The 14,096-nt window shown below is 69.4% G+C and carries 17 protein-coding genes; 14 read left to right on the forward strand and 3 right to left on the reverse strand.

Features of this window, described 5'->3' with window-relative positions; all coding sequences use genetic code 11:
- The first annotated feature begins 6 nt into the window (after positions 1–6).
- Positions 7–903: an aldose 1-epimerase gene (locus tag ACRC20_RS00735; protein ID WP_438684646.1), complete on the forward strand. Its 897-nt coding sequence runs from the start codon at positions 7–9 to the stop codon at positions 901–903.
- 73 nt (positions 904–976) lie between these two features.
- Here ACRC20_RS00735 and ACRC20_RS00740 read toward each other — a convergent pair whose 3' ends face one another.
- From ACRC20_RS00740 to ACRC20_RS00750, 3 genes are all read right to left on the reverse strand, one after another.
- On the reverse strand, positions 977–2,434 hold the full coding sequence (locus ACRC20_RS00740; protein WP_438684407.1) for a hypothetical protein: 1,458 nt from the start codon (positions 2,432–2,434) through the stop codon (positions 977–979).
- Between the two features lie 168 nt (positions 2,435–2,602).
- Positions 2,603–2,899, reverse strand: a complete 297-nt coding sequence (locus ACRC20_RS00745) for a hypothetical protein (RefSeq protein WP_438684408.1) — start codon at positions 2,897–2,899, stop codon at positions 2,603–2,605.
- Positions 2,900–2,909: 10 nt separating this feature from the next.
- Entirely contained in the window at positions 2,910–3,098 is a 189-nt protein-coding gene (locus ACRC20_RS00750) for a methionyl-tRNA formyltransferase (RefSeq protein WP_438684409.1), read from the reverse strand.
- Here ACRC20_RS00750 and ACRC20_RS00755 point away from each other — a divergent pair.
- From ACRC20_RS00755 to ACRC20_RS00815, 13 genes are all read left to right on the forward strand, one after another.
- Complete coding sequence (locus ACRC20_RS00755) at positions 3,097–3,642, forward strand: hypothetical protein (protein ID WP_438684410.1); 546 nt, start codon at positions 3,097–3,099, stop codon at positions 3,640–3,642. The genes ACRC20_RS00750 and ACRC20_RS00755 overlap by 2 nt on opposite strands.
- An 88-nt stretch (positions 3,643–3,730) precedes the next feature.
- Complete coding sequence (pdxT, locus tag ACRC20_RS00760; protein ID WP_438684411.1) at positions 3,731–4,330, forward strand: pyridoxal 5'-phosphate synthase glutaminase subunit PdxT; 600 nt, start codon at positions 3,731–3,733, stop codon at positions 4,328–4,330.
- A 61-nt stretch (positions 4,331–4,391) separates the two neighbouring features.
- Entirely contained in the window at positions 4,392–5,150 is a 759-nt protein-coding gene (locus ACRC20_RS00765) for a YebC/PmpR family DNA-binding transcriptional regulator (protein WP_438684412.1), read from the forward strand.
- 172 nt (positions 5,151–5,322) lie between these two features.
- The gene (gene ruvC / locus ACRC20_RS00770; protein ID WP_438684413.1) at positions 5,323–5,910 is read left to right on the forward strand and encodes a crossover junction endodeoxyribonuclease RuvC; all 588 of its coding nucleotides are present in this window, start codon (positions 5,323–5,325) and stop codon (positions 5,908–5,910) included.
- Positions 5,907–6,506: a Holliday junction branch migration protein RuvA gene (ruvA, locus tag ACRC20_RS00775; RefSeq protein ID WP_438684414.1), complete on the forward strand. Its 600-nt coding sequence runs from the start codon at positions 5,907–5,909 to the stop codon at positions 6,504–6,506. The genes ruvC and ruvA overlap by 4 nt, the downstream gene beginning before the upstream one ends.
- A 59-nt stretch (positions 6,507–6,565) precedes the next feature.
- Positions 6,566–7,582, forward strand: a complete 1,017-nt coding sequence (gene ruvB, locus ACRC20_RS00780; protein WP_438684647.1) for a Holliday junction branch migration DNA helicase RuvB — start codon at positions 6,566–6,568, stop codon at positions 7,580–7,582.
- A 24-nt stretch (positions 7,583–7,606) separates the two neighbouring features.
- Positions 7,607–8,044, forward strand: a complete 438-nt coding sequence (locus ACRC20_RS00785) for a PPOX class F420-dependent oxidoreductase (protein ID WP_438684415.1) — start codon at positions 7,607–7,609, stop codon at positions 8,042–8,044.
- Positions 8,045–8,097: 53 nt separating this feature from the next.
- The gene (gene yajC, locus ACRC20_RS00790) at positions 8,098–8,421 is read left to right on the forward strand and encodes a preprotein translocase subunit YajC (RefSeq protein WP_438684648.1); all 324 of its coding nucleotides are present in this window, start codon (positions 8,098–8,100) and stop codon (positions 8,419–8,421) included.
- Entirely contained in the window at positions 8,414–9,052 is a 639-nt protein-coding gene (locus ACRC20_RS00795; RefSeq protein WP_438684416.1) for a hypothetical protein, read from the forward strand. Before yajC ends, ACRC20_RS00795 begins: the two co-directional genes overlap by 8 nt.
- 13 nt (positions 9,053–9,065) lie before the next feature.
- On the forward strand, positions 9,066–10,721 hold the full coding sequence (gene secD / locus ACRC20_RS00800; protein WP_438684417.1) for a protein translocase subunit SecD: 1,656 nt from the start codon (positions 9,066–9,068) through the stop codon (positions 10,719–10,721).
- A complete protein-coding gene (gene secF, locus ACRC20_RS00805; RefSeq protein WP_438684418.1) occupies positions 10,718–11,848 on the forward strand; it encodes a protein translocase subunit SecF in 1,131 nt (376 codons plus the stop codon). Before secD ends, secF begins: the two co-directional genes overlap by 4 nt.
- Entirely contained in the window at positions 11,838–13,505 is a 1,668-nt protein-coding gene (locus tag ACRC20_RS00810) for an ABC transporter substrate-binding protein (protein WP_438684419.1), read from the forward strand. The genes secF and ACRC20_RS00810 overlap by 11 nt, the downstream gene beginning before the upstream one ends.
- A complete protein-coding gene (locus ACRC20_RS00815) occupies positions 13,498–14,043 on the forward strand; it encodes an adenine phosphoribosyltransferase (RefSeq protein ID WP_438684420.1) in 546 nt (181 codons plus the stop codon). The genes ACRC20_RS00810 and ACRC20_RS00815 overlap by 8 nt, the downstream gene beginning before the upstream one ends.
- The last annotated feature ends 53 nt before the right edge of the window (positions 14,044–14,096 follow it).

The raw sequence follows: 14,096 nt of genomic DNA on the forward strand, positions 1-14,096 counted from the left end.
ACCAAGCTGCAGACATTCGCCCTCGCCGACGAAGCCTCCGACCTCTCCGCCGTCTTCGTGCCGGGCGCGGGCATGATCGGCGTCTCCCTGTCCGACAACGGGGTCGAATTGCTCGGGCAGCGGCGCGGATTGGAAGCGTATGTGTCGGCGGGCAAGACCATGGGCGTCCCGCTGCTGCATCCCTGGGCGAACCGCTTGAGCGCGCACGACTACACCGTCACGGGCGAGACGGTGGTGTTGGCTCCAGACGCCGCAGGGGTGCACTCCGATGGGAACGGCCTGCCCATGCACGGCCTCTTGGCCGCGAGCCCGGACTGGCAGGTCCGATCCGCCACGGCGGGCGAGCTTGTGGCCGAGTTCGATTTCGGGGCGCGGCCGGAACTGCTCGCCAGCTTCCCGTTCCCGCACCGGCTGACTCTTGCGGCCACGCTCGCCGAGCGCAGGCTGCGGATTCGCACGACGCTGACCGCCACGTCGTCGAAGCCGGTGCCCGTGTCGTTCGGCTTCCACCCGTACTTCCAGATCCAGGGGGAGCCGCGCGGGCAATGGCGGGTCGAGCTTCCGGAGCGCCGCCATCTCGCGCTAGACGGCTTGAGCATCCCGACCGGGGAAGGCGCCAGGCAGCAGGCGGAAGCCTTCGAGCTCGGCGAGCGCCTCTTCGACGACGGCTACGACGAGATCGCGCCGGGCGCGGTCTTCGCCGTCTCGGCGGGCGGGCGGCGGATCGAGGTGGCTTTCGACGAGGGCTATCCCTGCGCCCAGATCTTCGCCCCTGCGGGGGAAGACGTGATCTGCTTCGAGCCGATGACGGCGCCGGCCAACGCGCTGCGCAGCGGCGACCAGTTGCGTTTTGCCAGCCCCGGCGTGCCGTTCGGCGCGGAGTTCTCGATCAGGGTGTCGTGAGGGCCGAGCTCGCTCGCCTTCTCCTCGCTGGTGAAGTCGACTCGCCCGCTTCGCAAGGCAAGCGCTCTGCGCCTTAATACGTGCCCAGCGCGCCGTTGGCCGTGCCGAGGCCGATCACGCCCGCGCCGAGCCCCACGCCGATGATCGTGCCGATTGTTCCGCCTGCGAGCTGGCCGATCTCGCTGGACGAGACCAGGGCGAGTTGGCCGAGGGGGGAGCTGGCCTGGCTGCCGAGCGCCTGGCCCACGATGTCGTTGCCGATTTTGGCCCCGACCAAGGTGCCGTAGGTGCCGCCGAAAACAGTTGTGCCGACCGCGCCGATGGCTCCGGCTGCTCCTCCGACCAGCGCTCCCGCGATAGGGTTGCCGGTGGCTTGGCTGTCGTTGGCCGCTGCGGCCAAGATCTGTCCGACGCCGTAAGGATCGCCTGCGAAAGGATTCGACGAGAGCGCCATGTCGGCGATATTGACGCCGATTGTGGTGCCGAGCGCGCCGTTGACCGAGCCGAGCACGGCGCTGCTGGCGACCGCGAACGGATAGGCGGCCGCGCCAAAAGTGGTGCCGATGGCCGCGCCTGCGGCCCCGCCGATCACACCTCCGGGCGGGCCTGCGAGCTGCGCGCCGACCGCGCTGAGGACTGCCGTGTAGTTGGCGGCCCCGCTGGCGGTCGTTGGCACGGCGTCGTGCAGGCCTGCGACCGTGCCGCCGATTGCCCCGCCGATCAGGCCGCCGAGGGGGCCTGCGGCTTGCCGCCCGGCTTGGCCTGCGGGGAGGCCGTCGTTGATCGCGGCCTGTATCGCAGGCCCGAAGCCCTCAGGGTCGACAGTGTTCGCCGGGGCCGTGTTCGGTTGGGCGGTGTTGGGCTTGGCTGGAGCGCTGCCGATGGCCGGAGCCGTGACGTTTGGCGCGCTCGCGATGGGATTCGGCGAACTCGCTTTGCTTGGCGTGCTGGCGCCGCTCGCCGGCGCGCCGCCGGTGCTCGGGCTCGCGGCTTGGGGGTCTGCCGCGGCCCGAGTAGTTGCGCCTTTGCTCGTGCCGCTGGAGCTGGATCCGCTCGTGCCTGTGCTGCCTGTGCTGCCTGTGCTGCCTGTGCTGCCTGTGCTGCCTGTGCTGCCTGTGCTGCTGGAGCTGTTGCGCGTTGTGCCGCTGCCTCCACCGGCACTGCCGCTAGGGCTGCTTCCACTGCTAGAGCTTCTGCCGCTGCCGGAGTTGTTGCCGGAGTTGTTGTGCGTGGTATTGCTTCCGCCTGTGCCAGAGCTGCTTCCGCCTCCGCCAGTATTGCCGCCGCTGCTCGAGCCTTTGCTGCCGCTGGCTCCGCCGCCGGAGTTGGCTCCTCCGCCGTGGTCGCCCCCGCCGTGGTCGCCCCCGTGGTGATCGGCGAGCCTGAATGCGGAACTGTTTTGCCGAAGAGAAGAGGGGGGCTCGGCAGAGGCCTGCGGGGGCGCTCCGAGGAACGCTGCCAGCGCGGCGATGACCGCCAGTGCGGACGGCGCGCCTGTCGCCCGCGCGGAGTGGGTAGGTTCGAGCTTCATAGCGCCGACTCCTTTGGCGTGTGCAGCTCCCGCAGTCGCCTGCGGGCGCTCTCTGCCAGATGCAAAGCCCTGGTGGTGACGAGACTATGCCACAATAGTGATCTATACCACATAGCGGCGTGTTTGTTACCGAGTCGGAATCTCGTCAGGATGCTCGCGGGCGGGCGGCTACGCCTCGGCGGTCAGCGGTTCTCCTTGGCCGCCGACGACCGCGATAGCGCCCGGCGTCGGGGTGGTCGGCGGCGGGGTCTGGTCGTGCTCGCCCGACACAAGGATCGCCGTGAGAATGATGATGACGACGACCGCGACGAGCCCGCCGATGAGCCACTTCTTCGCCTCGGACGATTCCGAGGGCGCAGCGGGGGCTGGGCTCTGCGCCGCAGCAGGCGCGGGCTGCTCGGCCGCGTAGACGGGGGGAGGCGTCACAGGCGCGGACGGCTGGTTCTGCTTGTACGGATACGTCATATGGACAACCCTAGTTCAGAGAGGCGGAGCAGGAGGCGTAGCCGACGCCCCGGTTCTCGGCGACCACTTGGCCGCCTCGGAGGATGCGGCAGCTGAACATGGGCCTGCCGCCGAGGTCGAGCGGACCCTCTTTCACCCATTCCACAGAGATGCGGACACTGCGGGGCAGTGTGACCGTGCTCGAATGGGTGAAAGGCATGGAGTACACGTACGACCCGCCCGAGGGGGTGCCGTCGTTCAGCGACACGCGCCCGACGCGAGCCCCGTTCCCGCCGCTGACTTCAAGGACGATGTCCGCCGTCGTCGGCGCGGGCGGGGCGGCGGATGTGCTTGTCGGCGCGGGCGGCGGAGGCGGTGGCGGGGTGGTCTCTGGAGCGGGCGGCGGCGGTGGCGGCGGCGCGGGCTCCGGTTCGAGGGTCCGGGTGACCGTCGTCGTCTGGGGAGGGGCGGGCGCGGGCGGCGGCGCGGCCGCGGGCGGCGGCTCGGAGGGCTCCGGCGGCGGCTCGGAAGAGGACTCGGAGAAGACCGGCGGGATGAGAGAGGTGCTCGACCGCGCGGCGGGGGCCTCGTGTTTCGACGGCCAGGCGAGATACGCGACGAGGCCCCCGACTGCCGCGAGGGAGAGCACGGTCCCGGCGATCAGTCCTTTCGACGGACCGCCCGGACCGGGTTTGCTCGGACTGGGCCCGGCGGGCTCCTGCGGAGTTGCGGGAGTCGGGGCGTCGTCGCGCCGATACGGGTAAGTCATGTGCTCATTATCGGCAACGACTCTGGCAGGCTTCAAGCGCCACGCTTTTTCGCGAACTCGTGTCCGAACGTATACTGCCTGGCATGGCCTTCCGCATCGGCGTTCTCGCGTTGCAGGGCGGAGTCGCCGAGCACGCGGCCGCCGTGCGGGCGGCGGGCGCGGAGCCTGCCCTGGTGCGCAGGCCCGAGGAGCTCGCCGGAGTCGACGCTCTGATCTTGCCGGGCGGCGAGTCCACGGCCATGACCAAGCTCCTGGCCATCAGCGAGCTGGCCGAGCCCTTGGGCGAGCGGCTGCGCGGCGGCATGCCCGCGTTCGGCTCCTGCGCCGGGCTCATCCTGCTCGCGGCCGAGGTGGACCCGCCAGACGCGCGGACCCGCAACTACGGCGCCATCGACATCGCCGTGCGGCGCAATGCCTTCGGCAGGCAGGTGGACTCGTTCGAGGAGGACCTCGACGTGCCGGAGCTCGGGCCGGAGCCCGCGCACGCGGTGTTCATCCGCGCGCCGTGGGTGGTCCGTGCCGGACCTGGGGTCCAGTCGCTCGCGACGGTGGCGGCCCCGGACGGCTCGGAGCCGAAAATCGTCGCGGCGAAGCAAGGGAATATACTGGTCACAGCGTTCCACCCGGAGCTAACGGCAGACATTCGCTGGCATGCGTTGTTCTTGTCGATGGCTCGCGCTTGACGCGTTGTTCGGTTGGGACCACGAACTCGTTGAGAATTGGTAGTCAAGAACTGAGGTATGTATGAGCGGCCATTCCAAATGGGCGACGACGAAGCACAAGAAAGCCGTGCTCGACGCGAAGCGGAGCAAGAACTTCGCCAAGCTGATCAAGAACGTCGAAGTCGCGGCGAGGCTCGGCGGCGGCGACGCCGGCGGCAACCCGACCCTGTACGACGCGATCGTCAAGGCTCGCAAGAACTCCGTCCCCAACGACAACATCGAGCGGGCGCGCAAGCGCGGCGCTGGCGAAGAGGCGGGCGGGGCCGACTGGCAGAGCCTCTTCTACGAGGGCTACGGCCCTGGCGGCACCGCGCTGTACGTGGAGTGCCTGACCGACAACAAGAACCGGGCGGCGGGCGACGTCCGCACCGCGTTCTCCCGTAATGGCGGCACGCTGGCGGACCCCGGCTCGGTCGCGTTCTTGTTCGCCCGCAAGGGCGTTGTCATCGTGGAGAAGGGCAACCTCACCGAGGACGACCTGCTCGGCCTGCTCCTCGAGGCGGGAGTCGACGAGATCAACGACCTCGGCGACAACTTCGAAGTGGTCTCCGACCCCGCGGACTTCCCTGCGGTCCGCGACGCGTTGCGCGCCGAGAAGATCGAGTACGACTCCGCCGAGGTGGAGTTCCAGTCGCTCTCGAAGGTCGAAGTCGACGCGGAGACGGCCCGAAAGGCGCTCAAGCTGGTCGACGCCCTTGAGGACTGCGACGACGTGCAGAACGTCTTCACGAACATGGACATCCCCGAGGCCGTCCTCGCGGAGCTGGAAGCCGAAGCCTAGGCGGCGATCTGCGGCGTTGCTCCGCTCCTCGTGTACCGGGCTCGTTCCTCGCTGTCTCCGTGCACCACGTCGCGGTGCGCCTTGCATCTCATCCGCCTATGCTCCGGCTTGGTTGGCGGGCGTCGCGGCGTGTCAGCCGGGCGCGGGGCCGCGTGTCCGATAGTATTCGAACATGCGAGTGATGGGCGTCGACCCGGGGTTGACCCGGTGCGGTCTGGCGCTGGTGGAGACCGGGGCGGGCCGCGCGGTCACGGCCCTCGACGTGGACGTGTGCCGGACCTCGCCGCAGGACCCGTTGCAGGACCGGTTGTCGCAGATCGCCGACGAGGTCGAGCACTGGCTTGACTCGCACCGCCCGGACGTGGTCGCCGTCGAGCAGGTCTTCGCCCAGCACAACGTGCGCACCGTCATGGGGGTCGCCCAGGTCTCCGGCGTGGTCGCCCTGCTCGCGGCCAAGCGCTCGATCCCGATGCGCATGCACACCCCGAGCGAGGTGAAGGCCGCCGTGACCGGCAACGGGCGGGCGGACAAAGACCAAGTGACCGCGATGGTGACGAGGATTTTGGGCCTCAAGGCCAAGCCGACGCCCGCCGACGCGGCGGACGCGCTCGCGCTTGCGATCTGCCATTGCTGGCGGGCGCCGCTGCTCGGCCGATTGCCCGGCGTCGAGGGCGCGGGCGGGGCGGGCGAGGCGCGGCCGAACCGTCTGGCGGAGGCCGTCGCGCTCGCGAAAACACGGAAAACAGGAGGTTGGTTGTGATCGCGTCAGTTCGCGGGGAAGCCGTCGAAGTCGGAGCCGACCACATCGTCGTCGAATGCGCGGGCTTGGGCTACCACGTGGTGGTCCTGCCGTCGACCGCCGTCGGGGCGACGAAGGGGACGCAGCTGCGCCTTGTGACGTCGTTCATCGTCCGCGAGGACGCGCAGACGCTCTACGGGTTCCCCGACCGGGAGACCCGGGACCTCTTCGACGTGCTGCGCACCGTCTCCGGTGTCGGGCCGAAGCTCGCCATGGCCGTGCTCTCGGTCCTTGAGCCCGCGCAGCTGCGCCGCGCGATCGGCGAGGGGGACCTCGCCGTGCTCACCAAGGTGCCGGGGGTGGGCAAGCGGGTGGCGGAGCGGCTGGCGCTGGAGCTGAAGGAGAAAGTCGGGGCCCCTGGCGGCGCGCTGGGCGCGTCGGGGGGCCCGGAGGGGAGCGCCCTCGTGCGCCAGCAGGTGGTGGACGGCCTCGTCGGCCTCGGCTTCGCGCTCAAACCCGCCGAGTCGGCGGCGGACTCTGTCCTGGTCGAGGACCCGGACGCGAGCGCTGCCGTCGCATTGCGCGGGGCGTTGGCGATCCTGGGGAAGAATAGGTGACTGTGACCACCGACCCAGAACGCCAGGCGGGCTCGGACCCAGCTGGTTTCGAGCGCGCGGTGCGGCCCGAGACGGCCCCCGGCGAGGCGGAGCTCGACGCGAGCCTGCGCCCGCGCTCGTTGGAGGATTTCATCGGGCAGTCGAAAGTCCGCGAACAGCTGCGCCTCTTGCTCCATGGCGCGAAATCCCGTGGCGCAGTGCCGGACCACGTGCTTTTCTCCGGCCCGCCGGGCCTCGGCAAGACCTCGCTCGCCATGATCGTGGCGAGCGAGATGGGCGCGGCGCTGCGGCTGACCTCCGGCCCGGCGTTGGAGCGCGCGGGGGACCTCGCGGCGCTGTTGTCCAACCTCGTCGAGGGCGACGTGCTGTTCATCGACGAGATCCACCGGATGGCGCGGCCCGCCGAGGAGATGCTGTACCTCGCGATGGAGGACTTCCGGGTGGACGTCGTGGTCGGCAAGGGCCCGGGCGCGATGGCGATCCCGCTGACCCTCGCGCCGTTCACCCTGGTCGGGGCGACGACCCGCACGGGGTCGCTCACGAACCCGCTGCGCGACCGCTTCGGCTTCGTCGGGCATATGGAGTTCTACACCCCCGAGGAACTGGCGCAGGTGCTGGCGCGTTCGGCGAAGATCCTCGCCGTCGAGCTCGCCGACGACGCGGCGATCGAGATCGCGAGCCGATCCCGGGGCACGCCCAGGATCGCGAACAGGTTGCTGCGCCGCGTGCGCGACTACGCGCAAGTCCGGGGCGACGGCGTGGTGGACCTGCGGGCCGCGCAGGCCGCGCTGCAGATTTTCGACGTGGACGAGCTCGGTTTGGACCGGCTCGACCGTGCTGTGCTCTCGGCGCTGGTCAACGGGCATGGCGGGGGGCCGGTGGGCGTCTCGACGCTCGCGGTGGCCGTGGGGGAGGAGCCCGCCACGGTGTCGGAGGTGTGCGAGCCGTTCCTCGTGCGAGCCGGACTCGTCGCCCGCACGCCGAGGGGCAGGGTCGCCACGCAGGCGGGCTGGGCGCACCTCGGGTTGAAACCTCCGGTGGAGCAGCGCGCAGCGTTGCTTTGGGAGGAAGAGTAGCTTGGGGTGCTATCCTGCTCTCCCGTGGCTGAATTGACTGATCCTCAGGTGGCGGCGTTCCTCTCAGCGGGGGACCGCAACGGAAAACTGAGCTATTTGCGCGCAGACCGTCGGCCGGCGATCGTGCCGGTGTGGTTTGTGGTGGACAACGGCGAGATTGTGTTCTTCACGGGGCCGCAGTCGCCGAAGGCGAAGGCTTTCGGGGAAGACCCCCGCGTGGCGTTCCTCGTGGACGACGGCCGTCCTCCGTACTCGTACGTCTCGATCACCGGCGTCGTGTCGAAGAGCGTCGAGCCCGAGCGCTTCGACGAGCTCCTCGCCAAGATCGTGGCCCGGTACGTCCCGGAGGAGGAGTTCGAGAAGACTCTGCAATTCTTCAAGGGGCAGGACGAGGCGCTGTACCGGATCCGCGCGACCAAGGTGCAGGCGAAGTTCGACCTGATGAACTCCCTCCAGGCCTAAGACCAGCAAGAACCTGAGGCGAAGCCTCGAGGAAGGATAGAGCTGTGCAGCAGATGCTGCCGTTGATCGGGCTCGGCGCCCTGATGTTCCTGGTGCTGTGGTGGCAGGGCCGTGCCCGGAGCAAGGCGATGGCGCAGGTCCAGTCGTTCCAAGACTCCCTCGTCGAGGGCGATCGCGTGGTCACGACGTCCGGGCTGCACGGCTCTGTGCGCGAGGTGCGGGACCAGACGATCCTTCTGGAGATCGCCCCAGGCGTGGTGACGGAGTGGACGAAGCTCGCGGTGCGGGAGAAGGCAGAGGAGCCGGAGCAGGCCGAGCCCGAGCTGGACGCGGCACCGTCGGCCCCGGCAGAGGCGAGCGGTGCGGACCATGCGTAAGGGGCTGCTCGGCGTCGCAGGCTTGCTCGCGGCTTGCGCGTTCTCGACGCTCCCGCAGGCGGGCGCGGAGCCCGCGTCCCGGTTCGAGGTCCGTCCCGTGGCGAAGAACGGCGCGGGCCTCAGCGACGCGCAGGGGAACATGGCTTTTTCGAAGACGAGCTACGCCCGGTTCTTCGCCGCGTACCCGAGCGTGCCGTCGAAGCAGGCCAGGCAGGCCGCCGCGTTGCTCTCGGAGGAGCAGACCGCCCAGTCGGGGGCGCTCGTGGCCGGAGCCGAGGGCTTGGACTGCTCGAAGCCCGACCCGCTGGCGGGCTCGGACGACCCGAAGCTGCCGCTCGTCGCCTGCTCCTCGGACACCAGCACGAAATACGTGCTCAAACCCGCAATCATCGACGGCTCGCAAGTCTCCTGCGTGGTCGCGGGCTCCGGAGCGAACCTCGTCTTCTCGTCGCAGGCGCAAGGCGCCTGGTCGCAATACACATCAAAGAACGCGGGCACGCTCGCCGCTGTCGTCGTCGACTCGAAGGTGGTCACGGTGATCGAAGTGAACGGATCGACTCCGTTCACTCTGCGGCTGGCCGCACAGGACGCGAGCCCGCTGGTCCAAGCGCTCGGAGGATGCAGTGCCTAGACGATCCCAGGGCATGCGGCCCTTGCAATATCTGACCGTGTTCGTGCTCTTCATCGCGGGGCTGTACTCGCTTGTGGTCTTCCAGGGCGACAAGAAGAAGATCCCGCACCTCGGCATCGACTTGCAGAGCGGCACCCGCGTGACGCTCACGGCGCGCACCCCGGACGGGAAGGACCCGGACCAGAACTCGCTCAAGCTCGCGAAAGACATCATCGGGCAGCGGGTGAACGGCCTCGGCATCGCCGGGTCGGAGGTGATCGTGCAGGGCACTAACCTGGTCATCACGGTGCCGGGCGAGGAAGGCTCGCAGGCGAAGTCGCTCGGGCAGACCGCGCGGCTCTACATCCGACCGGTGGCGAAGAACGCGGTGAACGGCCAGGCCACGGTGTGGGACAAGCAGAGCTCTCCGGAGATGTTCGCGCCGCCGCCGCCCGCCCCGGCTCCCGCGCCGCCTGCCGACGGCCAGGCCCCGGCGCCCGCGCCAGCCGACCCGAACGTCACGGACGAGCAGGCGAAGGAGATCCAGGAGGCTCGCGCGGTCCGCCAGTCGCCCAATGTGATCGTGAACTTGGGCCAGGACGAGATCCAGGGCATCAGGGCGATGGCGGTCACGGACCCGCAGGGCGCGACGAAGCTCATCGAGGAGAAGTTCGGCCCCCTCGACAAGGCGGTCAAGAGCTTGGACTGCGCGAAGCCCGACCCGCTGCGCGGCAACGACGACCCGAAGCTGCCGCTCGTCACCTGCTCGCAGGACGGCAACGAGAAGCTCGTCCTCGAACCCGCGATCATCGACGGGCAGGAGATCGCGTCGGCAGGCTCCCAGTTCGACAACCAGCGCGGCGGATGGGTGGTGAACCTGTCGTTCAAACCGCACGGCCAGGAGATCTGGGCGAAGTACACGGAGGGCCACGTCGGCACGCAGACCGCGATCACCCTCGACTCCCAGGTGGTGAGCCACCCGGTGATCCAGGGCGTGATCAACGGCAGCACCCAGATCAGCGGGAACTTCGACTCGAAAGCGGCGAAAGAGCTCGCGAACGTGCTGCAGTACGGCTCGCTCCCGCTCTCGTTCTCCTCGTCCGAGGCGCAGACCATCTCCGCCACACTCGGCCTCGCTTCGTTGCGCGCGGGTCTGATCGCGGGCGGCGTCGGCCTGTTCCTCGTGCTCTTGTACTCGCTGTTCTACTACCGCGCGCTCGGCTTCCTGGCCCTGTTGTCGCTGGTCTTGACCGGTGTGGCCAACTACGCGATCGTGGTGCTGCTGGGCAGGTGGATCGGCTTCACCCTCGACCTCGCGGGCATCGCGGGCTTCATCATCGGCATCGGCATGACGGCCGACTCCTTCGTGGTGTACTTCGAGCGGATCAAGGACGAGGTCCGCGAAGGCCGCTCCTTCCGCTCGGCCGTGCCGAGGGCGTGGGAGCGGGCGCGCCGGACGATCCTCTCTGGCAACGCGGTCACCTTCATCGCCGCCGCGGTCCTCTACATCCTGGCGATCGGCGAGGTGCGCGGCTTCGCCTTCACGCTCGGCCTCACCACGGTCATGGACCTCGTGGTGGTGTTCCTGGTGACCCATCCGCTGGTGCACGCCGCGTCCACCCGGGCGTGGTGGGCCAAGCCCAGCCGCACCGGCCTCGCCAGGGCGCGCACCCAGGCGGTGAGCTCGTGAGCGAGAAGACTGTGGGCAAGAAGACTGTGTCCGAGGAAGAAGCGAAGAAAGAGATCGACGCGGTGGACGAGACTGAGCGCGAAGAAGCCGGGTCGGCGCACGCCGAGGCGGCGGACAAGACCTCGCTGTTCACCCGGCTGTACACCGGCACCGGGGCGTTCGAGATCGTCGGCAGGCGCAAGCTGCTGTTCCGGGTCACGCTAGGGATCGTCCTGCTCTGCCTGGCGAGCTTCGCGATCCGAGGCTTCACGTTCGGCATCGAGTTCGTCGGCGGCACCTCGATCTCGTTCCCCGCCGAGGGCAAGCCCGACAGCGGCAAGGTCGCCAGGGTCGTCGCGGACGCGACCGGCCACGAGCCGGTCTCGGTGCAGACGGTTGGCGCGGGCTCGTCCGCGACCGTGCAAATCCGCACCGGCGATTTGAACAACGCGCAGACCGCCAAGGTGACCGACGCGCTCTTCGGAGCCTTCCAGCCGAAGGGGCATGACGGGAAGCCGAGCAAGGCCGCCGTCAACGTCTCCTCGGTGAGCTCCAGCTGGGGCGGGCAGATCACGGTCCGAGCCCTGATCGCGCTCGGCGTCTTCCTCCTCGCGGTGGGCGCCTACATCGCGATCCGGTTCGAGCTGGACATGGCCCTCGCGGCCATCGCCAGCCTGTTCTTCGACCTCCTCGTGACGGCGGGCGTGTACTCGATCGTCGGTTTCGAGGTGGTGCCCGCGACGGTGATCGGCCTGCTCACGATCCTCGGCTTCTCGCTCTACGACACGGTGGTGGTCTTCGACAAGGTGGCGGAGAACGTCCGGGGCGTCACCCGGACCACCCGGCGCACCTACGCCGAGCTCGCGAACCTCGCGATGAACCAGACGATGATGCGGTCCATCAACACCACGGTCATCGGCGTGCTCCCGGTGCTCGGCCTTATTGTCGTGGCAGTCCTCCTTCTCGGAGTCGGGACGCTCAAAGACCTCGCCCTTGTGCAGCTCGTCGGCCTGATCAGCGGCGCGTACTCCTCGATCTTCGTCGCCACGCCGCTTTTGGTGACGCTCAAGGAGCGCCGCCAGGAGTTCAAGCGGCACAACGCGAAGGTCGCCTCGCGCCGCCGTCAGGCTGAGGCGGATGCGGCGTAGCCTCCCACAGGCAGCGGCGCTCCTCGTCGCCGTGCTGTTGGGCTGCGCCACCGGTTGCGGGTTGTTCCAAGGCAAGGCCGGAGTGGTCAACTACTTCGTCGACGCCAAACTCCCGACCTACAACGCGAACACGGCCCTCGGCCGCTCCAGCGGCGCGCTCATGGCGTTCGCGCGAGTGCTGCCAGGGTTCGGCTACCTGGCACCGACCGGCGGAGCCGTCGCCGACTCCGATGTCGGCACGGCGGAGCAGCAGACCGGCCAGGGGGAAGAGTTCACCGTCCGCTACACCTTCAACCCCAAAGCGACATGGTCCGACGGCGTCCCGATGACCTGCGACGACCTCGTGCTCGCCTGGGCCGCGCTCGCGGGACGGGCGCCGGGGGCGCAGCCCGCGAGCAAGCTGGGCTACGAGCTCGTCTCCCAGATGCAGTGCGCGAAGGGCTCGAAGACGGCGACGGCGGTGTTCGAGCGGCATTTCCCGAACTGGCCCGGCTTGTTCGGGCCAGGGACGATCCTCCCGTCGCATGTGCTGGCCAAGGCCGCGGGCGTGGACGTCGTGGACGCGGTCGCCTCCGGCGACCAGGCCAAATTGCAGGCTGTGGGGAAGTTCTGGAGCACAGGGTGGGACTTCGCGGGCGCATCGGGCAACGCAGGCGCGGGGAAGTTCGACCCGGCCAGGTTCCCGGCGAGCGGGCCCTACCGGATCCAGTCCGTCGAATCAGGGGCCATGGTGTTGACGCGCAACGAGCGTTGGTGGGGAGACCCCGCGCGCACTGAGCGGATCAAGGTCTGGCCGAAAGGGTTCGTCCCGCCGGTGGCGGGAGCCCAGGTGGTCGACATCGGCAAGGACTCCATCGCCGACCTGCGGCTTCCCCCGGATCTGCACGGGCAGACGGTCGCGTCGCTCGGGATCGAGCAGTTCGTGTTGTCGGTCCGAGGCGCTCTGGCCTCGAAGCGGGCGAGGGAGGCGTTCGCGCTCTGCCTGCCGAGGGCCGAGCTCGCGGCGAAGTTCGGCGCGGGCGCGCCCCCTGCGGCGGGTGCCTTGTCCGACTCTCAGGACCCTTGGCAGCTGTCCCCGGCCCAGCCCGCCCGGTACGTGCAGCCGAACCCCGCCGACGCGTACAAGGCCCGTGACGAAGCCGCCAAGGGGCAGCAGCTCGCCCTGCGCGTGGGGTACCTCGCGCCGGACGCGCGCCGGGCCGCGCTGGTCCAAGAGGTCGCCAAGTCCTGCGAGGCGGCGGGAGTCCGGGTGACCGACGCGTCGAAGGAGTTCGACCCGCTCGCGCCGGGCAAAGGCCAGTTCGACCTGCTGCTGACGAGCTCCGATCTCGCGACCGGGGCGGGGGGAGCGGCGGGGCCGTCGTGGGATCTGACCTCTGCGGCGCAGGTGCGATCGGGCGAGGGCGAGAATGTTTTCGGCTACGCGAGCAGCAGGGTGGACGACCTCGTCGCGCAGCTCGCGCTCGCGGAGAAAGAGGACGACAGGGTCGGCCTGCTCGCCCAGGCCCAAAACGCGTTATGGGACGATCTGCCGGTGATCCCGTTGTTCGCCCAGCCCCGCCTTGTGTCGTGGAGCGAAGGACTGAGCGGCGTGATCCCAGGGGCCACGGCGTGCGCGACCGGATGGAACATGGACAAATGGAGCGCCGATGACTGAGTTTGCGAAGGGGCGCTTCGCGCGCGCGATCCGGAAGATCCCCGACTACCCAAGCCCGGGGATCTTGTTCTACGACCTCATTCCCGCGCTCGCGGACGGCGAGGCGCTGCACGAGGTGCTTGTGGCGCTCGACGAGTCGACGCCGAAGGCCGGGATCATCGCAGGGGTCGAGGCGCGCGGGTTCTTGTTCGCGGCGGCGCTCGCGGCGCGGCGCGGCTGCGGGGTGCTGGCGATCCGCAAGGCTGGGAAGCTTCCGCCTCCCGTGGCGGGGGAGGACTACGCCTTGGAGTACGGCGAGGCCCGGATCGAGATCCCGGTCGACGGAGTGGACCTCGCGGGCCAGGACGTCTTGCTGCTCGACGACCTCTTGGCCACCGGCGGCACGCTCGCCGCGGCCGCTGTGCTCTTGGCGGGCCGGGGGGCCAGGGTGCTGTCCGCAGCGTCGGTCGTGGAGCTGCCCGCCCTCGGCGGCCGCGCCAAGTTGACGGCGGAAGGGCTCGACGTTGTGACCCTGCTCAGCGACGACGACCTGCGGTAGGGGCAGCAGTTTCGGCAGCTAGAGGTATCATGGTCGGATGAAGGGCGTGGTGA

Source organism: Segniliparus sp. (assembly GCF_051660745.1).
Lineage (GTDB): Bacteria > Actinomycetota > Actinomycetes > Mycobacteriales > Mycobacteriaceae > Segniliparus.